This is a genomic window from Stenotrophomonas sp. 05N37, from assembly GCF_056397365.1.
The window spans coordinates 638,502-663,460 of sequence record NZ_JBFTNG010000002.1 but is presented as its reverse complement, the minus strand read 5'-3'; the positions used below and the strand labels follow the sequence as shown (position 1 = coordinate 663,460).

Below are 24,959 nucleotides of genomic sequence, written 5' to 3'. Positions count from 1 at the left end.
CTCTACTCGCCCGCCGCGTCGGGCGTGGGCAGTCCATGAAGGTTAGCGTAGATGCGTGCAGCGAGGGCGTCATTGATGCCCTCCACTTTCGCGATTTCCGCTTCGCCGGCGGCCTTGAGCCCGACCAGGCCGCCGAAATGCTTGAGCAGGCTGGCGCGACGGCGCGGGCCGATGCCGGCGATGTCTTCCAGCTTGCTGGTCATGCGCGCCTTCTGGCGACGCCCACGGTGGCCGGTGATGGCGAACCGGTGGGCCTCGTCACGCACCTGCTGGATGAACTGCAGGGCCGGCGACGCCGCCCCGGGCCGCAGTTCGCGGCCGTCAGGCAGCACCAGCGCCTCGTGCCCCGCCCGGCGCTCCACGCCCTTGGCCACGCCCACCAGCATCACCCCTTCCACGCCCAGGTCGGCCAGTGCCGCCTGGGCCTGGCCGAGCTGGCCGGCACCGCCGTCGATCAGCAGCAGGTCCGGCAGCACGCCGTCTTCTTCCACCGCGCGGCGGAAGCGACGCTCGATGGCCTGGCGCATCGCGGCGTAGTCGTCGCCCGGCTCGATGCCGCTGATGTTGAAGCGGCGGTACTGGCTGCGCACCGGGCCGCTGGCATCGAACACCACGCAGGAGGCGACGGTGGCCTCGCCCATGGTGTGGCTGATATCGAAGCACTCCACCCGCTTGACCTGTTCGGCCAGCCCCAGCATCTGCCGCAGGTCTTCGCTGCGCGCATGCTGGGCGCTGCGGCTGCTCAGTTCGCTGACCAGGGTGATCTGCGCATTGCGGCTGGCCAACTCCACATAGCCGGCACGCTCGCCGCGCACGTTCCATTTCAGCTGCACCTTGACCTCGGCCGAGGCCGACAGCGCCGATTCGATCAGGCTGGCATCGGGGATCTCGCGATCGAGCAGGATCTCGCGCGGCGGCGAATGCTCGGCGTAGTACTGCGAGACGAACGCGGCCAGCACTTCCTCGGCGCTTTCCTCGCCGTTGGTGCGCGGGTAGAACGGGCGCGTGCCCATGTTGCGGCCATCACGGAAGGCCAGCAGCATCACGCAGGCGTTGGCGCCCTGGGTAGCGCAGGCCAGCACGTCCAGGTCGGCGGCGCGGCCGTCCACGTACTGGCGGGTCTGCATGCTGCGCAGCGCGGTGATCAGGTCGCGCAGGCGCGCGGCCTGCTCGAACTCCAACGCTTCGCTGGCCGCCTGCATCTGGGTGCCCAGCTCGCGGCCGAGCTGGTCGCTCTTGCCCTCCAGGAACATCGAGGCGCGTCGCACCGACTCGGCGTAGTCGCCGGCCGGCACCAGGTCCACGCAGGGCGCGCTGCAACGGCCGATCTGGTACTGCAGGCACGGCCGGGTGCGGTTGCGGAACACGCTGTCCTCGCAGCTGCGCAGTTTGAACAGTTTGTGCATCAGGTTGAGCGTGTCGCGCACCGCGGTCACGCCGGGATACGGGCCGAAGTAGCGCCCCGGCACCGCGCGCGGGCCGCGATGCAGCGCGATGCGCGGCCACTCCTCGCGGGTGAGCAGCACGTGCGGATAGGTCTTGTCGTCGCGCAGGGACACGTTGTAGCGCGGCGACAGCGACTTGATCAGCTGGTTTTCCAGCAGCAGCGCCTCGGCCTCCGAGCGGGTCACGGTCACGTCCATGCGCGCGACCTGCGACAGCATCGACATGATCCGCGTGGTCTTGGGCGTGCCGTTGAAGTAACTGCCCACGCGATTGCGCAGCGCGCGCGCCTTGCCGACGTACAGCAGGCTGTCGTCGGCGGCGTACATGCGGTAGACGCCGGGCGCGGTACTCAGGTGGGCCGCGAATGCCTTGCCATCGAAGGCCGGAGCGGTGGACACGGTCATTCGCTGATCGGGACGTCGCTCAGTACGCCGCTGACCGGATCGAAACGCAGCACGGCGTGGGCGTCGGTCTCGGCGATCCACACCGCGCCACCGCCCAGGGCCAGGCCGGCCGGCCCATGCAGGCGGCGCGGCAGTTCCAGCGTGCTCAGTTCACCGCCGCCCAGGCGCAAGGTGCGCAGGCGCCCGTTGCCCGCATCGGCGATCCACAGCAGGGGGGCGTCCGGGCTCAGGGCGATCGCCTGCGGGTGCTGCAACTGCGCCAGCGCGCGCGGGCCATCCTGTTCGCCGAACGACCACAGGCCCTGGCCGACCAGGGTCTGGACCAGGTCGCCGCGCAGCTGCATCGCCCGGATCGACGAGCCCAGCGCATCGCAGACGTACAGCACCTGCTGCACGGCGGCGACCGAGGCCGGCTGCGCGAACGCGGCCAGGTGGCCGCTGCCGTCGCGCTCCTCGATGGCCCCGGAACCGGCGCGCCAGTTCAAGGTGCGCTGGCCGAGGTGGTAACTCCAGATGCGGTTGTCGCCGGCCATGGCGATATGGATCTGGTTGTCGGCCACGGCCAGCCCTTGCGGGTGGTTCAGCGGTACCCGCCGCGGTTGCTCGACCACGCCCTCGATGGGCTCGCCGGGGCGACCGGTGCCGCACAGGGTGTCGACCTGGCCGGTCAGCAGATGGATGCGACGCAGCGCATGGTTGCCGGTGTCGGCCACGTACAGCGCATCGCGCTCGAGGGCCAGGCCCTGCGGCCGGTTGAACGCGGCTTCGCCGGGGCCACCGTCCATGAAGTCGGCGGTGCCCAGGCCGAACTGGCGCAGCACGCGGCCGCCATGACTGCACTCGAGCACCCGGTGGTGGCCGCTGTCGGCGATGTACAGGCGTTCGGTCGTGGCGACCAGGCCCACCGGGAACCGCAACGGCAGGCGCGGCTCGGGATGCAGCTCGCGCGCCGGCTCGGCGTCGGCCGGGCGGCTGCTGTCCTCGCACAACGCGGTGAGCGCGCGTTCCAGTTCCCCGCCGAACCCGACCAGACGATCACGTTCGCGGCCCTGCGCATCCAGCAGTACCAGCGTCGGCCAGGCGGTGATGTTGAAACGGCGCCAGCCATCCCAGTCGGCATCGAGCAGCGCCGGCGCGGTCAGGCCCTGCCGCCGCAGCAGCTTGAGCGCCTGCTCCGGCTCGCGCTCGCAATCGAAGCGCGGCACCTGCAGGACCAGCAGCTGGAGCTTGCCGGGGTTGCGCGACTGCCATTGGCCCAGTTCGGCCAGGCGCTGCGCGCACCATACCGAGGCGGCATTGACGAAGGCCAGCACCACCGGCCGCCCACGCAGTTCGGTCAGGGTGGTGGGCGTGGCGTTGAGCCACGTGGCGAATTCGGGCAGGTCCTGGACAGGCTGTACGTTCATGCCCCGATTATGCCGGAGTCGGCGTCATGCAATCGTCGTGCCGGCGCCAAAATCGCGGCGGGCATTGTCATCGCCTATCCGGACCCCTGCCCCGGCTCAGGACTGCGCCGCCAGCCAGGCGTCGGCGCGGGCCAGGTCCTCGGGAGTATCGATGCCCGGGGGGAACGCGGCCGGGGTCAGGGCCACGCTGATCCGATGGCCCGCCTCCAGCGCGCGCAGCTGCTCCAGCGACTCCAGCTGCTCCAGCGCGCCCGGCGGCAACGCCGCAAACTGGCGCAGGAAGCCGGCACGATAGCCGTAGATACCGATATGGCGCAGCCAGTGCGGCCCGGACAACTGCTCGCGCGAGCGCGCGAAGGCGTCGCGGTGCCACGGGATCGGCGCCCGGCTGAAGTACAACGCGTCCAGGTTCTGCTTGCGCACCACCTTGACCACGTTCGGGTCGAACAGGCTCTCGGCGTCGTCCACGGGCGTGGCCAGGGTAGACATCTCCGCACCGCTGCAGACCAGCGCCTCGGCCACCGCGACGATGCCCTCGGCCGGCGCGAAGGGCTCGTCGCCCTGCAGGTTGACCACCACGGTGTCGTCGCTCCAGCCCGCCTGGGCGGCACATTCGGCCAGGCGGTCGGTACCCGAGGCGTGGTCGACCGAGGTCATCGCCACGCGCACGCTCTGCAGCCCCTGCAGGGCGTCGGCGATGCGCACGTCATCGGTGGCGACCCACACCTCGCGTGCCCCGGCCAGCAACGCACGCCGGGCGACGCGCAGCACCAGCGGTTCACCGCCGAGCAGGCGCAGCGGCTTGCCGGGCAGGCGCGAGGCCGCGAAACGGGCCGGGATGGCGACGACGAAATCGACGGATGGGCTCATGCGCAAAACTCTCGGCAGTGAAGCAGGAAATACAGGTGGGCTGGCGCGGCCATCAACGCTTGCCGAGTTTGTCCAACCGGTCCAGCAGGTTGATCCAGAACGCGGCCGGCAGGTCGGCGGCCAGCGGCACGGCGAAATGCCATTCGTTGGCGAACACCTTGCACTTCACCGCGTCCTTCTCGGTCATCAGCACCGGCAGCTCGCTGCCGAAGCGCAGGTCCGACTGCTGGTAGGCGTGGTGGTCGGGGAAGGCGTGCGGTACGACGCCGATGCCTTGCGCGCGCAGCATGTCGAAGAAGCGCTGCGGATGGGCGATGCCGGCCACCGCATGCACGCGCTGGCCGCGGAAGTGCGCGAGTCTGCGAGCCCGCCCCCCGCTGAGCGGCTGGGCACTGTCGATGCGCAGCTGCATCGCCCACTCGCCAAACCCGCACGCCGGCTGCGCGCCCACGCCATCGCTGGCCTGGCCCAGGTTGACCACGCGGAAATCGCAGTCGTTGGCCCGGCTGGCGGGTTCGCGCAGCGGCCCGGCCGGGATCATCCGGCCGTTGCCGTAGCGGCGCTGCGCGTCCACCACTTCGATCTCGATGTCGCGCGCCAGCCGATAATGCTGCAGGCCGTCGTCGCAGACGATGATGTCGCACCCCGCCTCGACCAGCGCCCTGCCGGCCGCCACGCGGTCGGCGTCCACGCGCACCGGCACGCCGGTCTTCCAGGCGATCAGCACCGGCTCGTCGCCGCCGAGGGCGGTGGACGTGCCTGCCTCCACCCAGCGCGCCACGCCCGGCTCCTCACGACCGTAGCCGCGGCTGGCCACGCCCGGCTTCCAGCCGGCCTCGCGCAGGCGATCGACCAGGGCGATGGTCAGCGGCGTCTTGCCGGTGCCACCGGCGGTGACGTTGCCGACCACGATCACCGGCACCGGCAACGCATGCCGCTTCAGCCAGCGCCGCCGGTACAGCAGCCGACGCAATGCGATCGCGGCGCCATACACCGGCGCCAGCAGGCGCGCCGCGAATGGGATCGCGCTGCCGTCGTACCAGTACGACGGCGTGGAGGTGCCGTTGGCCGCCATCAAGGCTGCCTTTCGCGGAACTGCATCTTGTGCAGGTGCTCGTACAGGCCGCCCAGTGCCAGCAGCTCCTGGTGGGTGCCCCGCTCGACGATGCGACCGTGGTCCATCACCAGCACCTGGTCCGCGTGCTCGATGGTCGACAGGCGGTGCGCGATCACCAGCGTGGTGCGCTCGGGCATCAGCCGTTGCAGCGCATCCTGGACCAGCCGTTCGGACTCGTTGTCGAGCGCGGCGGTGGCTTCGTCCAGGATCAGGATCGGGGCGTCGCGCAGGATCGCCCGGGCGATCGCCAGGCGCTGGCGCTGGCCGCCGGACAGCAGCGCGCCGTTTTCGCCGACCGGCGTCTGCAACTGCTGCGGCATGCGTTCGATGAACTCCCACGCGTTGGCGGCCTCGGCTGCCGCGCGGATCTGTTCCTCGCTGGCGTCCATGCCGTAGGCGATGTTGGCGCCGACGGTATCGTCGAACAGGATCACCTTCTGCCCGACCATCGCCACCTGGCGACGCAGGTCGGCCAAGGGGTAGTCGTCCAGCGCCACGCCATCGAGGGTGATGCGGCCACCGCTGGGCTCATAGAAGCGCGGCACCAGCCGGATCAGGCTGGTCTTGCCGCTGCCGGAGCGGCCGACGATCGCAGTCACCGTGCCGGGCCGGGCGACGAAACTGATGTCATCCAGCGCCACGCCGGTATCTTCGCGATACCGCAGCATCACATGCTCGAAACTGAGTTCGCCACGCGATCGGCCCATCTTCTGCACGCCCTGGTCGCGCTCGACCGGCATGTCCAGGATCGAGAACAGGCGCTCGGCCGCAGACACGCCGCGTGCGATGGACGACTGCACGCTGGTCAGGCGGCGCAGCGAGGGAATGATCGCGGTCATCGAGATCATCAGGCCCATGAACTGGCCGGCATTCAGGCGGCCGGCCAGGGCCTCGCGGGTGGAGACCCACACGATCACCGCCAACGCCAGCGCGGCCAGGAACTGGACCACGCTGGAGGCCGCCGCACGGGTGGTTTCCACTTTCATGTTCAGGCCGAGCATGCGATTGGCCAGGCGCGCGTAGCGCGAGATTTCATGCGCCTGGGTGCCGTGGACCTTCACTTCCTGCTGTGCGGCCAGCGACTGCTCGGCAGTCTGCGCCATGCTGCCCATGCCGTCCTGGATGCCGCGGCTGATACGCCGGTAGCGCTTGCCCACGAACGACACGATGACGCCGATCAGCGGCACCACCACCAGCATCGCCACGGTCACCTTGACGCTCATCTGCAGCATCACCACCAGCATGGCGATGATGGTCAGGGTGTCGGCGACCAGGGTCTTGAGCGCGTCGGCACTGGCCTGGGTGACCTGCTCGGTGTCGAAGTTCAACCGGCTGACCATCACCGGGGTGGACTCGGCGTCGAAATGCGAGGACGGCAGGTGCAGGTATTTTTCCAGCACCTGCTCGCGCAGGTCGCGGACCACGCTGCGGCCGGTGCGTGCCAGCGCGTAATCACTGACGAACGTGGCCGCGCTGCGGGCCACGAACAGGCCCAGGATGGTCAACGGCAGGATCACCGCCATGCGCGGCTCGGGGTTGACGAAGCCGCGGTTGACCAGTGGCTCCATCAGCTTGCTGAAGTGGTAGCCGGCCAACGCCTCGACCACCATGCCGATCACCGCGGCCACCATGAACACCCAGTAGGCGTTGGTGTAGCCCAGCAGGCGCTTGTAGATCGGCCAGACCGGCGCGTGTTTCTTACTCATGGACGCACCTCCGGCGCGGTAGCGATGGCGATGCGGCGGAAGCCGAGCTGGCCCAGGGCATCCTGGGCGGTGACAACGGCCTGGTACGGGGTGCGCGCATCGGCGCGCAGCAGCACGGTCTGCTCGCGGTCGCTGCCGGCGACGGCGGCGATGGTCTGCTTGACCGCTTCGACGTCGGTGCGCAGCACTTCCTGGTCGTTGATGAAGTAGCGCCCCTCGGCGTTGACCAGCACGCTCAGCGACCGCGGCGGCTCGCTGTTCTCCTGCTGGCTGGCGGTCGGCAGCTGCAGTTGCAGCGTGGAGCGCGCGTCGAACGTGGTGGTGACCACGAAGAAGATGATCAGCACGAGGATCACGTCGATCAGGGGGACCAGATCGATATGCGGCTCGTCCTGGACCCGGTCATTGCGGATACGCATCCGTCAGCCCTTGGCCGTGACGGGTGCCGCCGGCGCGGCAGCGGGCGCGCGGGCGCCGGTGTTCATCACCCCGGGGCGACCGTCGAGCGCGTCAAGCAGTGCGCTGGCCTCCTGCTCCATCTCGATCACATAGCCGCCGATACGGCCCTTGAAATAGCGGTGGAACATCAGCGCCGGGATCGCCACGATCATGCCGGTGGCGGTGCAGACCAGCGCCTTGCCGATGCCGCCGGCGAGCTGGTTCACATCGCCCACGCCGTGGTCGAGGATGCCCAGGAACATCTGGATCATGCCGACCACCGTGCCCAGCAGGCCCAGCAGCGGCCCGGCCGAGGCGATCGTGCCCAGGGCGTTCAGGAAGCGCTCCATGCGGTGCACCAGGTGCCGACCGGCATCCTCGATGCGCTCGCGGATCTGGTCACGCGGCCGATTGCGCGCTTCGAGGGCGACCGCCAGCAGCGCGCCCAGCGGCGAGTTGGCCCGCAGCGACTGGATGTGGCTGGGATCGAGCTTGCCGCGCGCGGCCCAGTTGCGCACTTCCTGGCCCAGCCCGGGAGGCAGGACTTCGTTACGCCGCAAGGTCCAGAAACGCTCCAGGACGATCGCCAAAGCCAGTACGCCCAACAGCAGCAGCGGCACCATCGGCCAGCCACCGGCCTTGACCAGTTCCCACACGTTTCAACCCTCCGGCCCATCGGCCGCCTGTTTGACCGCCGATAGAATAGCAGCCGACCGGCTCCGCTCCGCGGCATCCCACCAACGCGGCTGAAAAACCCGCTGTTCACGCACCTGCAGGCCTTCACGCCCCAGCCAGGCACGCAGCGCGCCGCTGTCGCCGGTGTTGAGTACCTCGGCGCCGGCCGCCTGCCACCGCGCCACCACGTCCGCGCGCGGATGCCCGAAGCAATTGCCGTGCCCGGCCGACACCAGCGCCAACTGCGGCGACGCCGCCCGCACCCACGCCGCGCTGGATGAGCCGGCGCTGCCGTGGTGGGGCACCACCACCAGCGCCGCACGCAGCGCCTGCCGGTCCGCTGCCAGCAATCGCTGCTCGCTGCCCCGGCCGATGTCGCCGGTCAGCAGGATCGCACCGTGGGGCGTGGCGATGCGCAGCACGCAACTGCTCTCGTTGCCCGCGTAGCGCGCCCCGGGGGCAGGATGCAGCACGCTGAACGTCACCCCGTCCCACTGCCAGCGCTGCCCCGCCGCACAGGGCACGTCGATACCGGCCAGCGCCCCGCGCGGTGCATGCAGCGGTGGGTGACCGAGCGCCGCCTGCACCGCCGGCGCGCCGCCGGCATGGTCGGCATCGCCGTGGCTGAGCAGGATCCGGTCCAACCCGTCCTCACCCAGTGCGTGCAAGGTCGGCACCACCACCCGCTCACCGGCATCGAATCGCCCGGCTGTCGCAGGCCCGGCGTCATACAGCAGGCGATGGGAGCGGGTCCGCACCCAGATGGCCAGCCCCTGCCCGACGTCCATCACCAGCAGCTCGACCTCGCCCTCGCCCGGCCGCTGCTGCGCCGGCCACAGCAACGGCAGGCACAGCACCGCGGCGGGCAATCGGCCGGCCACCCCGCGCGGCAACAGCAGCCAGGCCACGCCGCACAGGGCCGCCGCCAGTGCCCCGGCGCCGGCATGAGGCAGCCACCACAGCGCCCAAGGTGCCTGCGCCAGGTGCCCGAACAACCACCAGCTGCCCTGGAAGCACCAGGCTGCCAGCTGCCACGGCCAGCGCCCCGCCCCGTCCATCAGCGCCTCCAGCACCGTGCCCAGCAACGCCAGCGGCACCACCACCAGGCTCCACCACGGGATGGCCAGCAGGTTGACCAGCGGACCGGCGCGCGAGGCCTGGCCGAACAGCGCCACCGTCAAGGGCAACAGCGCCAGGGTGGCCACCCCCTGGGCGGCCAGGAAGGTCCGCAGCCAGTGTTGCCTGCGCCCGGGCAGGCACCAGACCAGCCACAGTACCCCGCCAAAGCTGAGCCAGAATCCCGGCGCCAGCACGGCCAGTGGATCCAACGCGAGCATGACCAGCGCGGCCAGGGCCAGCGCTTGCCCGATCGTGCACGGGCGACGGGCGCAGTGCGCGCCGGCCACCACTGCGATCATCAGGACGGTGCGCACCGTGGGCAAGGCGAAACCAGCCACGCCAGCGTAGACGGCCGCCCCCAGGACGGCGGCGGTGGCGGCTGCCAACGGGCGCGGCCAGCGTCGCGCCAGGGCCGGCCAGCATCGCCAGAGCGTGGCCCCCAGCCACGCGGCGCAGCCGGCCACCAGCCCGACATGGAAGCCGGAGATCGCCACAAGATGGGTCAGGCCAAGCGCGCGCAACGCGTCCCAGTCCGACGGCGCCAGCCCTCGCGTATCGCCCAGCGCCAGCGCCTGGATGAAGCGTGCGCCGTCGCCATCGACCTGGGTCGCGATGCCCGTCGCCATGCGCTCGCGCCACGCAGGCAGGCCATGCGCTGCACGCAGCTGGCGCGCGCTGTGGGGCGCGCGCACCTGCCCGGTGCCGGCCACTCGGTGCAGCACCGCATGCTGCTCGGCGTCGAAGCCGCCGGGATTGCGCAGGCCGCGTGGGGCGCGCAGGCGCGCCTGGAACTGCCAGTGGGCGCCGGCCATCACCTGCCGCCGCGCCGAGGTGGCGCTTCGCGGCGGGTCGTACCAGCCCAGCGACACGTCCCGCCCCCGCAGCGCCGCCGGCATGGCCGGCGTGGTATCGATCCGGAGCGTAAAGCGGGTACTGCCCGGGCGATGCTCCGGCAGGCTGACCACCCGGCCCCGCAGCATTACGTCCACCGGTGGGCGGCCGGCCGGCAGCTGCCGGTCCAGCACCAGACCGCCCTGCAATACGACATGGCCCGCACCCAGCAACAGCACGGCGCAGCACCGTCCGCGCCACGGCCAGACCCAGCCTGCCATGCCAGCGGCGATCAGCAGCAGCGCGACCCACGGCGCTGGAAGCACGGGGGCGAAGGCGGCCGCGCACGCCCCCACCACCGCCCCGGCGGCACAGGCTTTGCCGAACAGCGGGTGTATCGGACGGGGAGCAATGCAGGCCATGGCCGCGCGGTCCGCCTCCTTGCATCAGGACGAACGGGCATGCTCGGCGCCTCGCCTCACCCACGCCATCGGCGACGTCGCCGCCATCGGGTGGGCGCTTCCCGCGCACGCCCCGGGTCGGCAGATGGCGACCCGCTGCTCACGCCGGATCGGACAAAATCTGTGATGCCGATCAAATCACCGAGCACACCCACTGCAACCGACGTCGCGTGAAGGCGCATCGACAGCGTTGCATCACGGTGCATTCGCCGATAGTGTCCGATCTGCATCCGGCGTGGAGGTGGATGCACCACCCACGCAAACGGAGGTATCCGTGCAGTTGAGCTGGTTGAAAAAGGAGTTTCACCTCAATCTGCGGATTCATCCGGCCGGGGTGCTGTTGGCGATCGCCTACGCCCTCGCCTATGCCGTGGCACGCGGCTCATCGGTCGACCAGATGTACCTGCCCGCCGGCATCCGCGTGGCGGCGCTGCTGCTGTGTCCGCCACGCTGGTGGCTCTATCTCGTGTTTGGCGAGTACGCCTACTTTGCGTACGCACGCGTCCCGATGGTCGGTACGTACGGCGTTGCCTGGGTCGTGATCGCCTCGGCGGTGCTGATGCCCGCGGTGGCCCTGATCATGCACGCGCACCGGCACAGGCTGGCGCAGAACGAAGCGTGGCTGCTGTCGGTGGCCGCCCTGTCGGCGCTGGTCGTCTCCTCGCTCAACCAGGGCCTGGCGTACCTGCTGATGCCCACGCTGCACGAGGCCGTCTCCTGGACGGGCGTGCTGCGCTACATGGTGGGCGACTATCTGGGCATCCTGATGTTCGCGCCACTCGCCCTGCTGTGGCGGCATCGCCACGTGTCGTTCGCGGCCACCCCGCGCTGGCGCATTGCCGTGGTGGCGGCCCTGTCGGCGATCGTCACCCTGGGCCTGCTTGCGGCCCACCTGCCCGATACCGGCGAGATGGCGCTGGCCAAGAACAGCCTGCGTATCGCCATGATGCTGCCTGCCGTGGCCCTGACCTGCCTGTATGGCTGGCGCGGGGCGGCGGTGAGTTTCGCCGCGGTCAACCTGACCCTGGCGCTGACCATGGAGATGACCGGGCGGCCCGGTTCATTCGACGCTACCGCCTTTGTGGCCCAGCAGATTCTGGCCGTGACCGGCACTGCGTTGCTGATGCTGGGCTCCACCATCTCCCATCATTACCACCGCTTCGCATCGCGCGAAAAGCTGCGCGGCCAGGCGGAGTCCTTCGCGCGCACCGGTCACCTGGCCAGCGAACAGGAGCGCCGCGAACGCGCCGTGCAGATGAAGCTCATCGGCGAGGACATCGACCAGTCGTTCCTGCGCGCCGCAGCGCTGCTCAAGCAGCGGGGCGAGCATGCTTCGGCGCTGGACATGCTCACGGCAAGCCAGGCGCAGTCGCGCCTGTTCCGCGAGCAGATCAGCATGGTCTATCCGACCGAGATCGAGTATTCGGGCCTGTTCGTCGCGCTGCGTTCCGGCGGCCTGGCCGGGCTGTGGGAACTGACCTACCGGGTCGCGCGGCCGCGACTGGATGGCGACCCGTGCCAGCTCAGCCTGGGCTTGCAGCTGGCGGCCTACCGCAGCCTGGCCGACGCGGTCGGCGTGCTGCTGGACAATGAAACCGGCTACCTGCAGGTACGCGCCCGTTGCGGACGGCGCAATGGCGTGGCGGGGATCGTGATGACGGTATCGCTGCTGGACGGCAGGCGCCATCTGGGTACCGCGACGGTCCAGCGCGCACAGCAGATCCTGGCGGGACGCACGCTGGCTTACGGCGGCAGCGCGAGCTGCCGCCGTAACCGTATCCGGCTGTTGCTGGTCGACGTGCCGCAGGCTTACCGCGAACCGTCCGGCGCCTCGATGGACCAGATCACGCCACCGGCCGTGCTGTAGGCCACCAGCCACAGCTGCGGCTTGCGGTACACCACTTCCCGCGCAGCGCCTGCCGGAATGGCCAGGTTGCTGCCCGGCAACGAAACCCGGTCTGCATCCACGCCACCGGGCAACGTCCAGAACGTATCGCCGATGTTGCCGACGATGGCCCGCACCGTGCCGGCCTGGTCATTGACCTGCAGATACCAGACGCCATCGCGCTTGAACTCGTACGCACGCCAGTTCGATACCTGGCTGAGGTTGAGCGCCAGCGGCGCGGTTTCACCCAGACCCTTTGCCGCGATCTGACTGCCATGCGGATCAGAGGAGCAGCACGGCCCGGCCGCGCGTGCTTCCTGGATCGAGCCAGTACCGGCAAGCGTCATCCCGCCTGCCACGACCATCATCAACGTCAGCCCTTTGAGCGTCGCCATTTCGTCTCCTTCCCACGGTCAGGTTATCCATCCATTTTCCGATGCAAAGGCATTCCCTCCATCGGCGCGAAGACGCTATCACACCGGTCAGGGGGCGGTCCCGTGTCGAGGGTGCCCGCGGACGCCGGCACGCCCGGGCCTGGCCTGCATCGATGCACGGACGCAGGCATCTGCCGCCGCCGCAGCAGACGGAGGCGATGCGAAACGAATCGATCAAAAGTGTCGCGATCGGCGAAAAACGCGATACCGGCCAGACCGCAGGGCCGGCCGCAGGCGGACATGCGCGGCCCGGAAAAAACAAAAAGGCCAGCACGATGGCTGGCCTTCTTCGTTTCCACCCGCACCTCGCTGGAGGTCGAAGTGGTGGGCGGTACAGGGTTCGAACCTGTGACCCCTACCATGTCAAGGTAGTGCTCTACCGCTGAGCTAACCGCCCGTTTTTACTGCCCTGCCCGGTTGCGATTGCGTCGGGGCAGGCCGCGTATATTACGGACGTCCGCCGGGAAGCGCAACACTTTTGTGAAGATATTTCACAACGAACGGTTCAGCCCAGGCTGGCCTCCTTCAGCTGCCGGATCTGGTCGCGCACGTGGGCGGCGTCCTCGAATTCCAGGTCGCGCGCGTGCTGGTACATCTTCTGCTCCAGCGCCTGCAGGCGCTTGGCGATCTGGGCCGGTTCCAGGGTCCGGTAATCCACCGCCTCCTCGGCCACCCGGCCACCCCGCCCCTTGCCCTTGCCGCGCGACTCCTTTTCGGCCGCCTCCGAACGCGCCCCTTCCAGCACGTCGGTGATCGGACGCAGGACCGACTTGGGCGTGATGCCGTGCAGGGTGTTGTATTCGACCTGCTTGGCACGGCGGCGGTCGGTCTCGTCGATCGCTGCCTGCATCGACCGCGTCATCTTGTCCGCATACAGGATCGCCTTGCCACGCAGGTTGCGCGCGGCGCGGCCGATGGTCTGGATCAGCGAGCCGGTGGAGCGCAGGAAGCCTTCCTTGTCCGCATCCAGGATTGCCACCAGCGACACCTCGGGCATGTCCAGGCCTTCGCGCAGCAGGTTGATGCCGACCAGCACGTCGAACTTGCCCAGGCGCAGGTCGCGGATGATCTCCACGCGCTCGACGGTGTCGATGTCCGAGTGCAGGTAACGCACGCGGATGCCGTGCTCGGTCAGGTATTCGGTGAGGTTCTCGGCCATGCGCTTGGTCAGCGTGGTGACCAGCACGCGGTCGCCGAGCTTGATGCGTTCGTTGACCTCGCTCATCAGGTCATCGACCTGGGTACCGACCGGACGGATCTCGACGACCGGATCGATCAGGCCGGTCGGACGCACCACCAACTCGGTGATCTCATCGCCGGCCTCGCGCAGCTCGTACGGGCCCGGGGTTGCGGACACGTAGATGCTGCGCGGGCAGCGCGCCTCCCACTCCTCGAAGCGCAGCGGGCGGTTGTCCAGCGCCGATGGCAGGCGGAAACCGAACTCGACCAGGGTTTCCTTGCGCGAGCGGTCGCCCTTGAACATCGCGCCGATCTGCGGAATGGTCACGTGCGATTCGTCGATCACCAGCAGCGCGTCGGGGGGCAGGTAGTCGAACAGGGTCGGCGGCGGCTCGCCCGGCGCCTTGCCGGTGAGGTGCCGTGAGTAGTTCTCGATGCCGTTGCAGAACCCCACTTCGGCCATCATTTCCAGGTCGAACTGGGTGCGCTGCGCCAGACGCTGCGCTTCGACCAGCTTGTTCTGCTCGTACAGCTGCTCCAGCCGCGGCTTGAGCTCGGCCTTGATGGTTTCCACCGCGGCCAGCACCCGCTCGCGGGTGGTGGCGTAGTGGGTCTTGGGGTAGACCGTGTAGCGCATCAGCTTGCGCAGGCTCTCGCCGGTCAGCGGATCGAACATGCTGATCTGCTCGACCTCGCCATCGAACAGCTCGATGCGCACCGCCTCGCTGTCCGACTCGGCCGGGAACACGTCGATCACCTCGCCGCGCACGCGGAACGTGCCGCGATGCAGCTCGTACTCGTTGCGCGTGTATTGCAGCTGGGTGAGGTGGTTGATCAGGTTGCGCTGGTCGATGCGCTCGCCAGTGGACAGGATCAGGCGCAGCGACAGGTAATCTTCCGGCGCGCCCAGGCCATAGATCGCCGAGACGGTGGCCACCACGATCGCGTCCGGGCGCGACAGCAGGGTCTTGGTCGCGGCCAGCCGCATCTGCTCGATGTGCTCGTTGATCGAACTGTCCTTCTCGATGAAGGTGTCCGACGAGGGCACATAGGCTTCGGGCTGGTAATAATCGTAGTAACTGACGAAGTACTCCACCGCGTTGTGCGGGAAGAACGACTTGAACTCGCCATACAGCTGCGCGGCCAGGGTCTTGTTCGGCGCCATGATCAGCGTCGGCTTCTGCACCTGCTGGATGACGTTGGCGATGGTGTAGGTCTTGCCCGACCCGGTCACGCCCAGCAGCGTCTGCTTGGCGATGCCGGCCTCGAAATTGGCCGTGAGCTTCTCGATCGCCGCCGGCTGGTCGCCGGCCGGTGAATACGGAGAGACAAGTTCGAAGCGATCGCTCATGGTGCCGCCAATTCCCGGGCCCTCCAGTATACCGGGGGCCATGGTGACAGCTGGCTGAGGGGCTGGCCTACCCGGGGGCGCGGCGCGCGCCGATAGGGCTGGGCGGGCCGCCGCTGCAGGCTGGGGGTCCTGGCCCCTGCTGGTGCGACCATGCCCTTGCCACCCCCGCGTGCCGCGGCGCCCCGCCTGCACGGCTGGACCCTGATCGAAACGATGGTGACGCTGCTGGTCCTGGCGCTGCTGTGCGCGGTCGCCCTGCCCGATGTGCGGGCGTTGCTGGACCGCCAGCGCGCTGCCAGCGCGCGCCACCTGCTCAGCACCGACCTCGCCTTCGCACGGCTCTCGGCCCTGCAGCGCCACGAAGAGGTCAGTGTCTGCGCCAGCGCGGACGGACGCCACTGCACCGATGTCGACAGCTGGGGACATGGCTGGATCGTCTACGTCGCGGGGCCGCGCGCGACCACGCCGGCGGCGGCCGGCGACATCCTGCGCCAGCAGCGGTGGCAGCCCCCGGCCGGCTGGCGGATCGTCAGCAGTGCCGGCCGCGGTCGCCTGCGTTATCTGCGCGACGGGCGCGCCTACGGCACCAATCTCTCGCTGCGGATCTGCCGCGATGATCGGCTGCTGGGCCGGGTGGTGCTGAACAACAGTGGTCGCGTGCGCTCGGAAGTACACGATGCGCCCGGCGGCTGTCCGCGCTGAACCGCGCGCCGCGCCGCCGCTGGAGGACAACAAAAAAGCCGCGATTTCTCGCGGCTTTTTTAGATCTGGCGCCCGAAGTTGGACTCGAACCAACGACCCCCTGATTAACAGTCAAGTGCTCTAACCGGCTGAGCTATTCGGGCGGGGAGGCGCATTGTAAAGGTGGTTTTGCCGAAGGGCAACACCCTGCGCGCATCCTGCCGCCCTGCCCCGCTACGTCGGACCTACCAGCACTCGGACAGCTCGCCGGTGCTGCTGGTCTTGCGGTTGGCCTGGTCCACGCTCAGGGTGCCGCACTTGTCCTTGGCCTGCTCGCCGTCGGGGGTGGCGGTGATCGAGAAACTGGACCCGTCACCCTCGAACACCAGGTTGTAGCGGACCACACCCCCTTCGCGCGGCGACACCTCGACCGGCAGCGCGAAGTTGGCGTAGGTGTTGTTGACCGAGTGGTAACGCTCCGCACGCTGCGCGTACTCGACCATGTCCGCCTTGACCACGCCACGCCGGGTCTTGAGCACGTGCTGCTGGTAGGACGGATAGGCCACGGCCGCCAGGACCGCGATGACCAGCACCACGATCATCAACTCGATCAGGGTGAAACCCGCGCTGCCGGCCTTGTTCCGTAGGGTGTTGCTGTTGTTCATCATGTCCAGGCTTCCGCAGCGTTATTGGATCTGGCGCCAGGATTGGCGACCACACGGATACGGCAGGTACATCGGTTCTGCACCGGCCACGTTGACCACCATCCAGCAGGCACGGTCGTTGGGACCGCCACCGGCGGCCAGTCGCGGCACCACGGCCACACTGACGTCCTTCACCGGTGCGGTACCGCCGGTGTTCAGGCTGGTGGCCGCCGTGCCGCTGCCGTGCGGATCGCCGCCTGGCGAGCCGACGCGGGCCTGGTCCAGCGCGGCGACGCCGCTGACCGGATTGAGCCCGAACAGCCAGTTGGAGCCCTCCGTGGAGCAGCCTTCCGCGCCGTTGTTGGGCAGGTAGGTTGGCAGGAAGACCACCCCGGCCGCCACCGCGGGATTGCCGACGAAGCGCTCGCCCAGGCCCGGCAGGAGCACGGTCCAGCCGTAGGCGGTGCCGCCGGTGAACGATGCCGCCTCGACCGAACGCTTGGTGCCGCCGGTATCGGTGGTGACGGTGTAGCTGACCAGGTTGGACGGCGTGATGGTGCTGGTCGGCTGGCCGGCACTGATGTCGTTGACACCATAGAGCGCCTGCTGCGCCGTGTCCTGCGGGTCGTTGCTGAAGGAGAAGCTGCCGGTACCGAACAACAGCATCACCCCGCCACCCGGACCGGTCACGGTGGTCATGCCGCCGGTGATCGGCTGGCGGTACACCTGGCCGCTGTTGCCGTCGGTCTGGCGCGCGGTGGTGAACACCGGCACGGTGACGCTGTTGCTGGAATCTTCCAGGTCGAACTTCCACAGTGCACCGCGCTGGTCGGCCGCGTACACGGTGTCGGCGAGTCCGTCACGCCCGCGCACGCTCTCCTGGCCGACCGGCGGATTGGCCGCCGGATTGGCGCGCAGGCGATCGAGGACGACGATGTTGCCCAGGCCGTTGGTGCCGGCTGGCGCCGTGTTGGAGGCCTCGGTGGCGGTGATCATGCGGACCGCACCATCGGCCATGTCGACCACGAACAACACGGCCTTGCCGTCGGCGCTGTTGTAGCCGTTGCCGAAGATGGCCTTCCAGGCCACGTCGGTGCCGGACTTCACCGGCACGATGACCGGCTTGCCCAGCACATGGCCGATGTTGGCACGGACGTCGTCCGCGAGCCGGGTGTTGACGTCACTGATTTCCCACAGGCGATTGGTGGTCCCGAACGTCGACGGCGTGGTCACGTCCAGGCCGAACACGGCCCGGCCGCCGGCGCCCGCGGTGCCCACCAGCGCGGTCGCCCAACTGCCACTCAACTGCACGTCGGCCACGGTGATCGGACCATCCACGTAGTAGCGGTGGCGGAACTTCTGGTCGTTCTTGTTGGCGGCCTTGTACGGGTACAGCAGGTTGCCCATGTGGCCGAGCGCGGTGCCGGGAATATAGGCGAAGGTCTCGGTGCCCCCGGACCCGTCGGTGGTGCCATCGCCGCTCATCCCGCCATCGAAGGCATGCAGCATGCCGTCGTTGGCACCCACGTAGACCATGTAACGGCCGTCCTCACGCTTGCTGGCCAGGTATTCGGCGTAGGAGGTGGCGAAGTCGGTGCTGATGCGCTGGTAGCCGTAGTCGTCGCGCGGCGAACTGATCACCGGGCTGGAGTTGACGATATCGCCCAGCACCGTGCTGCGGAAGCGGTAGATGCCGTTGGTCTTGCCGACTTCGCGCGAGCGGTCGCCGCGCAGGTAGGCCATCGCGGTGGCGATGTCACCGCCCAGCCCTTCGATCTCCGCACCGCTGCACAGCACCATGTCCGGGTACAGGTTACCGGGCTTGGTGCACAGGTCGTTGAAGGCGATATTGCTGTTGGTGAAGTTGACCGCGTTTTCGCCCTTGGTCGCGACGATGTTGCGGGCCGTCTGCGTCCCCATCTTGGCCGCCGCTTCCCACGCCGTGGTGTACTCGGCGACGCGGGTGTCATCGTTGACCGTCAGCGTCGAGGCGGTCAGGCGGCTGAACCAGTCGGTCTCCTGGTTGGCGACCTCGAAGGTCGGGGTGACCGACAGCGTGCCGGTACCGATGCGCGAGCCGGTCAGTGCCAGGCTGCCGGACGGGGCCGCGCCGGCGGTCACCGACGACAGCACCCGGCGCATGGCCGCGGTGATGTCGGCCGGCGTGCGTGCGTTGATGTACTCGCCGCGGGTATTGGTGGCCGCGTGCCAGATGTCGTCGACCGTACTGCGGTTGTCATTCTGCCGCGACGGCCAGTTGTTGTAGATCGCCGGCGTGGTGTACGGATTCTGCGGATTGTTGGGGTCGTACAGATTGCCACGCGCACCCAGGGTGATGCCGTAGAAGTTGATATGCAGGTCTTTGTTGCAATCCAGCGACAGATCGGTGTTGCCCGTGCCGCAGGCCTGCGGGACCGGCACCTGGCCGCGTGGCATGTTGTCGTCGGTACGCAGTGGGTTGAGGTAGTACTGCGACACGATATCGGCCATCGTGTTGCTGTAGCTGTCCTTGAAGGGCGCGGTCATCGCGCCATCGATGTTGCCCACGGTCGGACCATCATTGTTGCTGTAGCCGTCGGTGAACAGCATCACCGCGTTCTTCTGGCAGGACAGGCGTACCGGTGCGTTTGCGTCGGTGCGCTGGAACTGCAGGCCGGCGGCATTCACCGCCTGGCGATTGGGCGTGCCACCGCTGGCGGTCAGCGCGATCATCTTCTTGTAGAGCGCGATCTTGTCTGCCGGCGTGCCCATGTTCTGGATCGCCAGCCGCTTGCCGCTGTCGGTGGAGCTGTCGTAGGAGCCGTTGTCGTTGATCTTGAAGTAGCCCACGTACATGTTGTTCACGTCCATGGCGCGGGTCATGCCGGCGATCATGGCGCGGTTGCGGTTGCCGTAGTACGAGAACCAGTTCGCGAAGTTCTGCAAGGCCGCCGTGTTGCCGCTGGCGATCGTGTACTTCCACATGTGGCAATTGGTGCCACATGCGTCGTTGATCTTCTCGCGGGTCACGCCGCTGTAGACAGTCGCATCGCCCGCCATCGCCGGGCGCGGGTCGTTGGCGCCCGTCCAGGGCATGTAGAACGTCGACGGGGTGTACTCGACCAGCGCATAGGCGGAACCGCTGTTCCAGGTGACGCCGTTCCTGTTGGTGTTGAGATTGCCAACCGTGTAGCGATTGCCATTCACCGTGATCGGGTAGTACTGCGTGCCGGCCGGAATCTTCATTCCGTTCTGCATGCGCACCGCATCGGTCGCGGTGGAACTCAGATACTTGGCCGTCAGATCCAGCGTCGCGGTCTGCCGAGGGTCGATCTTGGTCTTGCCCGTCGCCGCGTTACCATAAGAGGCAATGGTCTCCCTGCCACCGGTCGTGAACACGCCCAGCCATGGCTCGTACTTCACCGAGGGGTCGAAATAGGTCGGGTTGTAGGCGGCCGATCGCGCGAATCCATAGGCATCCAGTGCCGGCAGGCCGAAGTAGGTCATGCCGATGCGCGGACCGGGCGCTACGTAGAAATAACTGCACTCACCCTGCGTCGAGCCACTGCTGTTCTTGATGGTATCCGGCGTGTTCAGCGCACCGTTGGCGGTGAAGAAGCTCTCCCGCGTGCTGCTCCAGCACGCGGTACCGTCCTGCCCCGGGAACTGGGTCTGGAAGGTCATCGAGCCGGAGTCATCCACGGCCATGATGAAGGACGGGGTAGCCGACACCTTCACGTTCATTGGAATCTGCGACAACGTGCCCTGCGCCTGCGCGGCGAACAGCGAATAGGCCAGCCAGCCTGCGCCTGCCACCAGCAGCAGGCCCGAGCCAGTGACGATCTTGGTCTTCCGGGTGAGCATGATGGCGTTCCTCAGAGCTTGAATACGGTGTCGATGGCAGCCGAGCTGGTGCCATCGTTGTTGTTGTCGTCGCGGTCGGACGCGAAGGACGTGATCTGGTAGACGCGGGTCGGCTCTTCGCTTTCGGGCTGGCCCATTTCCAGCGCAGCCTCCCCCTGGATGCAGGTTTCGATCCGGCGCACGTTGACCGCCGGCGCGTCGGCGAGGGCCTGTTCGCCCACCCAGCGGGTCGGGTCATAGCCGTCGTCGCAGAGGCGCTGGATGTCGGCGGGATTGAGGTCGCCGCCGTCACCGGCATTGTTGTCGATCTCTTCGATCGAGCGTTCGGTGTCCCGCACCGAGCGCTCGCTGGCCTGGAAGGCAACGTTGACCGCGCGGTAGTTGGAGGACATGCGCTCCTGCATGCTGGCGACCTGCATGCCGACGATGCCGAGCAGCGAGAGCAGGATCAGCAGCATCAGGGCGATGTACAGCACTGCGCCGCGCTGGCGGGCGGGCGGGGAGAACCGACGAAGGGCGGAAGCGTTCATGGCTCAGTTCCCGAACAGGCGGTTGCGCAGGGCCACCGACACCTCGTACGAGGCGCGGTAGCGGCGGTCATTGGTCTGGGGTGGATTGAAGGCCACCCCGAGCACGCCCAGCTGGGCCACGTCCACGTTGGCCTGCTCGGCCGAGGCCGGTTGCGGGCTGCGCACCAGGATGCCCAGCTGCACCATGCCGACGCGGCGCCATTCCGCCACGGCGGTGGCGTCGGCGGCGGTGCTCACTTCCGAGGCCACACGCTGCACATCGATCACCCCGGTGGGCGGCGCGCTGCTGCTGATCGCCGACTCGGCATCCAGGCCGTACACGAACTGCAGGCTCTCGATGCCCTCGACCATTTCCTCGCCCTGTTCGAACTCGCCGTCACCGTTGGCGCGGGCACGGTACAGGGACGGCTCATTGGCCGTGTTCATGGCCACGTAGTACACCAGCGACTCGGCGCGGTAGACCATCGTCACCGCGTTGTTGGAGGCGTAGTTGACCAGCGAGGTGGCATTGGCGGTGATGGTGTTGCCGTCCAGGGTGCCGGAGAAGATATCCACCCGGCTGCAGTCGGAGACCGCGAACACCGACGGCGTGGTCGCCGCACCGGCCGACAGGCGCGCGGCGGCGTCGGAGGCGATGGTGACGGTGGAGTCGGTGCCGTTGACGATGTTCAACACCGGCGAGCCTTCGGCCGCCAGGTAGCGCATGACCAGGATGTCGCTGCCCCCGATCGGCGCAGGCGACAGGCCACTGATCCCGTCCGGGGTGCTGCCCGCCGCGGCCCAGGTACCGCCGATGGTGAGCGCGTCACCGGGGGCGGTGCCGTCGGCCTCGTAGCCCTGGATCGGCACGGAGAAGTCCAGCGGGCTACCGTCGCCGCTGGTGATCCCGGCCACGTGGACCTTGATGCTGTCGCCGTCCTTGATGACGTGGGCCTGGTCGTTGACGCAGCCCATGTGCCCGGCCATGCGGATGTCGCGCTCGAGGAAGTCCAGCGCGAAACGCGCGTTTTCCTGGGTGCGCGCGGCGCCCTCGGACAGCCGCGAGGCCGCGCGCGAGGCCATGAAGATCTGCACGACGCCGAGCATGAGGATCAGGCTGATGACCATGGCGATCATCATTTCGATCAGCGAAAGGCCGGCGGCGTGGCGACCAGCATTGAACGACGAGCGGCTCATAGGCGGGTGACCAGGGTAAAGGTGGTGGTGCTGTCGGCGTTGTCGGCATCCCAGCGTTCATCGCCCCAGCCGATCCCGACGGTGACCAGGCCATCGACGACGCTGACATCGGCACTGGCCTTGTCGCCCAGCGTCTTGACCACCTGGCACTGCCAGCGCGCCACATTGCTGGAGGTGGCGGTGGTACCCGCGCCCACCGGCCATGCACAGGGTGCGGCGGTGACGTCCACGTCGCCGACGGCAAAGGACGCCGCGCCGTAGTCGCCATCGTTGAGGGTGTCGGTGCGCTGCACGCGCATCATCTCGATCAGGTCCGAGGCCAGGTTGGTGGCCTGGGTGCGCTGGCCCGAGCTCTGCACGAAGCGCACGTTCATGGTCTGCAGCAAGGCGAAGCCGAGCAGGCCGAAGGCCAGCACCAGCAGTGCGATCAATACTTCCAGCAGGCTGAAGCCGCCGCTGCCGCGGCGACCATGGAATCCGGAGCGGCGCTTCATGTGCAGGTTCCGTTGGTGGAGCGCACCTGCCCGGACAGGGTCACGGTCAGGGTGCGGGTGGACTCGCCGGTTTTGCATTCGGTGGGCGTCAGGGTGATCGACTGGTCGCTGGCGGCGCGACGACGGCCACGCGGGTCAAAGGCGATGACGTCCGGATCGGGGCTGCCGACCTGCAGTTGCGGGTTGCCCTGACCGAAGCGCAGGACGGTGTCGCCCGCGCCGAACTCACCGTCGCCGTTGCTGTCGGCCCAGGCCATCATGCCGTCGGTCCAACTGCCGTCGCAGGCCGTGCCATCGGTGCTGCCGCAGACGCCGCCACCGGTGTTATTGCGGATCCCCTCGCTGCGCGCCAGCGACAGCAGGCCGAGGACCTCGTTGTTGGTGGTGCTGAGGCGGTTGTTGCGGATCGAGTTCTGGAAGCTCGGATAGGCGATGGCCGCCAGCACCGAAAAGACGATGAGGGTGATCATCAGTTCGACGAGCGTAAAACCCTTGGATCGGCGTAAAGACATGGAACGCTCCCCAGCGTGATGACACAGAAGATGAACGACCCGCCGCCCGGCGGCAAGCGGCGGCAGGACGAACGGTCGCCCGGGGGCGACGGGCGTCAATGCGTTGACGGGCGGACGGCGGATCCCGGACGGCGGGGCTCCCCACCCCGCCCTCGCCCGACCCGGTCAGCCGGGCCGGGCCAGCCCGTCGCCGGTCAGGCCAAGACCTTGTAGCAGGGCTGGTACTCGCCGGAAATCTTCATCCGGCGCTGCTCGACGAAGGCGCGCAGCAGTTCGTCCAGGGCCTGCATCATGTCGGCGTCGCCGTGGATCTCGAACGGGCCGAACTGCTCGATGCGGCGCATGCCGTCTTCCTTGACGTTGCCGGCCACGATGCCGGAGAACGCGCGGCGCAGGTCGGCGGCCAGGGCGTGCGGCGGGCGCCCGTGGTGCAGGTCCAGCGCAGCCATCGCCTCATGGGTGGGCACGAACGGCTGCTGGTACTCCCACGGAATCTCGATCGACCAGTTGAAGAAGAACGAGTCCTTCTGCTCCAGGCGATGCTCGCGCACGCGCTTGATACCGGCGGACATGCGCCGCGCCACGGCGACCGGGTCGCCGATGATGATCTCGTAGCGCTCGGCGGCCGCATCACCCAGGGTCAAGCGGATGAAGCGGTCGATCTGCTCGAAGTACGGTGCGGCCACGGTCGGGCCGGTCAGGATCAACGGGAACGGCAGGTCCTTGTTTTCCTCGCGCAGCAGGATGCCGAGCAGGTACAGGATCTCTTCGGCGGTGCCCACGCCGCCGGCGAACACGATGATGCCGTGGCCGATCCGCACGAACGCTTCGAGACGCTTCTCGATGTCCGGCATGATCACCAGGTGGTTGACGATCGGGTTGGGCGACTCGGCGGCGATGATGCCCGGCTCGGTCAGGCCGATGTAGCGGGTGACGTGCTTGCGCTGCTTGGCATGGGCGATGGTGGCGCCCTTCATCGGGCCCTTCATCGCGCCCGGGCCACAGCCGGTGCAGATATCCAGGCCACGCAGGCCCAGCTCGTAGCCGACCTGCTTGGTATACAGGTATTCGTCGCGGCCGATCGAATGGCCGCCCCAGCACACCACCAGGTTCGGGTCGCCCGGGTTGAGGATGCGCGCATTGCGCAGCAGCCCGAACACCGCATTGGTGATGCCTTCGGAAGACTCCAGCTCGGCCGCGTAGGCCGGGCCCATTTCGATGGCCATGTAGGCCAGGTCACGGACCACGGCGAACAGCAGCTCGGCCACGCCGCGGATGATCTCGCCATCGACGAAGGCCATCGCTGGCGCATTGACCAGGTCGATGCGGACGCCGCGATCCTGCTGCGCCACCTGGATGTCGAAATCGGGGTACAGATCGCGCGCCGCGCGCGGATCGTCGGACGCACTGCCACTGGTCAGCACGGCCAGCGCGCAGCGGCGCAGCAGCTCGTGCATGCCGCCGCCGGAGGCGTCGCGCAGGCGCGCCACTTCGGCACGCGACAACACATCCAGGCCACCGCGCGGGTAGATCCGCGCGTCCTGCACCGGCAGCGTCCGCGCCGGGGTTTCGGTGATCTTCATTTCCATTTTTTCTGCTTTCCTCAAGGTTTCCGACTGTACCGCTGCCCCCTTAAAAAGCAAAACGGCCAGGAAACCCGGCCGTTGGATATGTTTCAGCGGCAGCGGGCCGTTTCGGGCGCTGCGGTGCGCGTGTTTGCGCGCAACCGATTGAGAGTACAGGAACTGGCGGCAGGC

Annotated in this window: 19 protein-coding genes and 2 tRNA genes; 2 read left to right on the top strand and 19 right to left on the bottom strand. The window is 68.3% G+C overall.

Annotated elements, in window-relative coordinates:
• Positions 1-2 precede the first annotated feature (2 nt).
• From uvrC to AC1DGC_RS09555, 8 genes are all read right to left on the bottom strand, one after another.
• Positions 3-1,850 (bottom strand): excinuclease ABC subunit UvrC, encoded by a 1,848-nt coding sequence (uvrC, locus tag AC1DGC_RS09590; RefSeq protein ID WP_259204464.1) that lies wholly within the window; start codon positions 1,848-1,850, stop codon positions 3-5.
• A complete protein-coding gene (locus tag AC1DGC_RS09585; protein ID WP_259204462.1) occupies positions 1,847-3,256 on the bottom strand; it encodes a hypothetical protein in 1,410 nt (469 codons plus the stop codon). The genes uvrC and AC1DGC_RS09585 overlap by 4 nt, the downstream gene beginning before the upstream one ends.
• A gap of 96 nt (positions 3,257-3,352) precedes the next feature.
• The gene (gene kdsB / locus AC1DGC_RS09580) at positions 3,353-4,126 is read right to left on the bottom strand and encodes a 3-deoxy-manno-octulosonate cytidylyltransferase (protein WP_478047730.1); all 774 of its coding nucleotides are present in this window, start codon (positions 4,124-4,126) and stop codon (positions 3,353-3,355) included.
• A 52-nt stretch (positions 4,127-4,178) separates the two neighbouring features.
• Complete coding sequence (lpxK, locus tag AC1DGC_RS09575; protein WP_478047729.1) at positions 4,179-5,201, bottom strand: tetraacyldisaccharide 4'-kinase; 1,023 nt, start codon at positions 5,199-5,201, stop codon at positions 4,179-4,181.
• Positions 5,201-6,949 carry a lipid A export permease/ATP-binding protein MsbA gene (gene msbA / locus AC1DGC_RS09570; RefSeq protein WP_478047728.1) on the bottom strand — a complete coding sequence of 583 codons (1,749 nt, stop codon included), beginning with the start codon at positions 6,947-6,949 and terminating at the stop codon, positions 5,201-5,203. Before msbA ends, lpxK begins: the two co-directional genes overlap by 1 nt.
• On the bottom strand, positions 6,946-7,368 hold the full coding sequence (locus tag AC1DGC_RS09565) for an ExbD/TolR family protein (protein ID WP_259204440.1): 423 nt from the start codon (positions 7,366-7,368) through the stop codon (positions 6,946-6,948). Before AC1DGC_RS09565 ends, msbA begins: the two co-directional genes overlap by 4 nt.
• Before the next feature lie 3 nt (positions 7,369-7,371).
• Positions 7,372-8,043 carry a MotA/TolQ/ExbB proton channel family protein gene (locus AC1DGC_RS09560; RefSeq protein WP_259204428.1) on the bottom strand — a complete coding sequence of 224 codons (672 nt, stop codon included), beginning with the start codon at positions 8,041-8,043 and terminating at the stop codon, positions 7,372-7,374.
• A gap of 3 nt (positions 8,044-8,046) precedes the next feature.
• A complete protein-coding gene (locus AC1DGC_RS09555; RefSeq protein WP_478047727.1) occupies positions 8,047-10,434 on the bottom strand; it encodes a DNA internalization-related competence protein ComEC/Rec2 in 2,388 nt (795 codons plus the stop codon).
• A gap of 313 nt (positions 10,435-10,747) precedes the next feature.
• Between AC1DGC_RS09555 and AC1DGC_RS09550 the strand changes: the two genes are divergently transcribed.
• A complete protein-coding gene (locus AC1DGC_RS09550; RefSeq protein WP_394164672.1) occupies positions 10,748-12,340 on the top strand; it encodes an MASE1 domain-containing protein in 1,593 nt (530 codons plus the stop codon).
• On the opposite strand, the gene AC1DGC_RS09545 is transcribed toward AC1DGC_RS09550, so the two are convergent.
• From AC1DGC_RS09545 to uvrB, 3 genes are all read right to left on the bottom strand, one after another.
• On the bottom strand, positions 12,283-12,753 hold the full coding sequence (locus AC1DGC_RS09545) for a hypothetical protein (RefSeq protein WP_259204409.1): 471 nt from the start codon (positions 12,751-12,753) through the stop codon (positions 12,283-12,285). The two genes, AC1DGC_RS09550 and AC1DGC_RS09545, sit on opposite strands and share 58 nt — an antisense overlap.
• 361 nt (positions 12,754-13,114) lie before the next feature.
• Positions 13,115-13,189 (bottom strand) — tRNA-Val (locus AC1DGC_RS09540).
• Positions 13,190-13,297: 108 nt separating this feature from the next.
• Positions 13,298-15,322 (bottom strand): excinuclease ABC subunit UvrB, encoded by a 2,025-nt coding sequence (gene uvrB, locus AC1DGC_RS09535; protein ID WP_478047726.1) that lies wholly within the window; start codon positions 15,320-15,322, stop codon positions 13,298-13,300.
• Between the two features lie 150 nt (positions 15,323-15,472).
• On the opposite strand from uvrB, the gene AC1DGC_RS09530 reads away from it, so the two are divergent.
• Positions 15,473-16,024, top strand: a complete 552-nt coding sequence (locus tag AC1DGC_RS09530; protein WP_478047725.1) for a GspH/FimT family protein — start codon at positions 15,473-15,475, stop codon at positions 16,022-16,024.
• A 66-nt stretch (positions 16,025-16,090) separates the two neighbouring features.
• Here AC1DGC_RS09530 and AC1DGC_RS09525 read toward each other — a convergent pair.
• The 8 genes from AC1DGC_RS09525 to ppnN form a co-directional block, all read right to left on the bottom strand.
• A tRNA-Asn gene (locus tag AC1DGC_RS09525) sits at positions 16,091-16,167 on the bottom strand.
• A gap of 81 nt (positions 16,168-16,248) precedes the next feature.
• Complete coding sequence (locus tag AC1DGC_RS09520) at positions 16,249-16,671, bottom strand: type IV pilin protein (RefSeq protein WP_394164674.1); 423 nt, start codon at positions 16,669-16,671, stop codon at positions 16,249-16,251.
• An 18-nt stretch (positions 16,672-16,689) separates the two neighbouring features.
• Positions 16,690-20,490 carry a pilus assembly protein gene (locus AC1DGC_RS09515; RefSeq protein WP_478047724.1) on the bottom strand — a complete coding sequence of 1,267 codons (3,801 nt, stop codon included), beginning with the start codon at positions 20,488-20,490 and terminating at the stop codon, positions 16,690-16,692.
• A gap of 11 nt (positions 20,491-20,501) precedes the next feature.
• The gene (locus AC1DGC_RS09510) at positions 20,502-21,020 is read right to left on the bottom strand and encodes a pilus assembly PilX family protein (RefSeq protein WP_259204386.1); all 519 of its coding nucleotides are present in this window, start codon (positions 21,018-21,020) and stop codon (positions 20,502-20,504) included.
• A gap of 3 nt (positions 21,021-21,023) precedes the next feature.
• Positions 21,024-22,196 (bottom strand): PilW family protein, encoded by a 1,173-nt coding sequence (locus AC1DGC_RS09505; RefSeq protein WP_478047723.1) that lies wholly within the window; start codon positions 22,194-22,196, stop codon positions 21,024-21,026.
• Positions 22,193-22,690 carry a type IV pilus modification protein PilV gene (gene pilV, locus AC1DGC_RS09500; protein ID WP_259204378.1) on the bottom strand — a complete coding sequence of 166 codons (498 nt, stop codon included), beginning with the start codon at positions 22,688-22,690 and terminating at the stop codon, positions 22,193-22,195. Before pilV ends, AC1DGC_RS09505 begins: the two co-directional genes overlap by 4 nt.
• Positions 22,687-23,202 carry a GspH/FimT family pseudopilin gene (locus AC1DGC_RS09495; RefSeq protein ID WP_478047722.1) on the bottom strand — a complete coding sequence of 172 codons (516 nt, stop codon included), beginning with the start codon at positions 23,200-23,202 and terminating at the stop codon, positions 22,687-22,689. Before AC1DGC_RS09495 ends, pilV begins: the two co-directional genes overlap by 4 nt.
• A gap of 194 nt (positions 23,203-23,396) precedes the next feature.
• Entirely contained in the window at positions 23,397-24,785 is a 1,389-nt protein-coding gene (ppnN, locus tag AC1DGC_RS09490) for a nucleotide 5'-monophosphate nucleosidase PpnN (protein ID WP_478047721.1), read from the bottom strand.
• Positions 24,786-24,959: the final 174 nt, after the last annotated feature.

Bases quoted from the DNA above. Each gene is read 5' to 3' on its own strand.
- uvrC (WP_259204464.1), bottom strand. From the start codon at position 1,850: ATGACCGTGTCCACCGCTCCGGCCTTCGATGGCAAGGCATTCGCGGCC.
- AC1DGC_RS09585 (WP_259204462.1), bottom strand. From the start codon at position 3,256: ATGAACGTACAGCCTGTCCAGGACCTGCCCGAATTCGCCACGTGGCTC.
- kdsB (WP_478047730.1), bottom strand. From the start codon at position 4,126: ATGAGCCCATCCGTCGATTTCGTCGTCGCCATCCCGGCCCGTTTCGCG.
- lpxK (WP_478047729.1), bottom strand. From the start codon at position 5,201: ATGGCGGCCAACGGCACCTCCACGCCGTCGTACTGGTACGACGGCAGC.
- msbA (WP_478047728.1), bottom strand. From the start codon at position 6,949: ATGAGTAAGAAACACGCGCCGGTCTGGCCGATCTACAAGCGCCTGCTG.
- AC1DGC_RS09565 (WP_259204440.1), bottom strand. From the start codon at position 7,368: ATGCGTATCCGCAATGACCGGGTCCAGGACGAGCCGCATATCGATCTG.
- AC1DGC_RS09555 (WP_478047727.1), bottom strand. From the start codon at position 10,434: ATGGCCTGCATTGCTCCCCGTCCGATACACCCGCTGTTCGGCAAAGCC.
- AC1DGC_RS09545 (WP_259204409.1), bottom strand. From the start codon at position 12,753: ATGGCGACGCTCAAAGGGCTGACGTTGATGATGGTCGTGGCAGGCGGG.
- uvrB (WP_478047726.1), bottom strand. From the start codon at position 15,322: ATGAGCGATCGCTTCGAACTTGTCTCTCCGTATTCACCGGCCGGCGAC.
- AC1DGC_RS09530 (WP_478047725.1), top strand. From the start codon at position 15,473: ATGCCCTTGCCACCCCCGCGTGCCGCGGCGCCCCGCCTGCACGGCTGG.
- AC1DGC_RS09520 (WP_394164674.1), bottom strand. From the start codon at position 16,671: ATGATGAACAACAGCAACACCCTACGGAACAAGGCCGGCAGCGCGGGT.
- AC1DGC_RS09515 (WP_478047724.1), bottom strand. From the start codon at position 20,490: ATGCTCACCCGGAAGACCAAGATCGTCACTGGCTCGGGCCTGCTGCTG.
- AC1DGC_RS09510 (WP_259204386.1), bottom strand. From the start codon at position 21,020: ATGAACGCTTCCGCCCTTCGTCGGTTCTCCCCGCCCGCCCGCCAGCGC.
- AC1DGC_RS09505 (WP_478047723.1), bottom strand. From the start codon at position 22,196: ATGAGCCGCTCGTCGTTCAATGCTGGTCGCCACGCCGCCGGCCTTTCG.
- pilV (WP_259204378.1), bottom strand. From the start codon at position 22,690: ATGAAGCGCCGCTCCGGATTCCATGGTCGCCGCGGCAGCGGCGGCTTC.
- AC1DGC_RS09495 (WP_478047722.1), bottom strand. From the start codon at position 23,202: ATGTCTTTACGCCGATCCAAGGGTTTTACGCTCGTCGAACTGATGATC.
- ppnN (WP_478047721.1), bottom strand. From the start codon at position 24,785: ATGAAGATCACCGAAACCCCGGCGCGGACGCTGCCGGTGCAGGACGCG.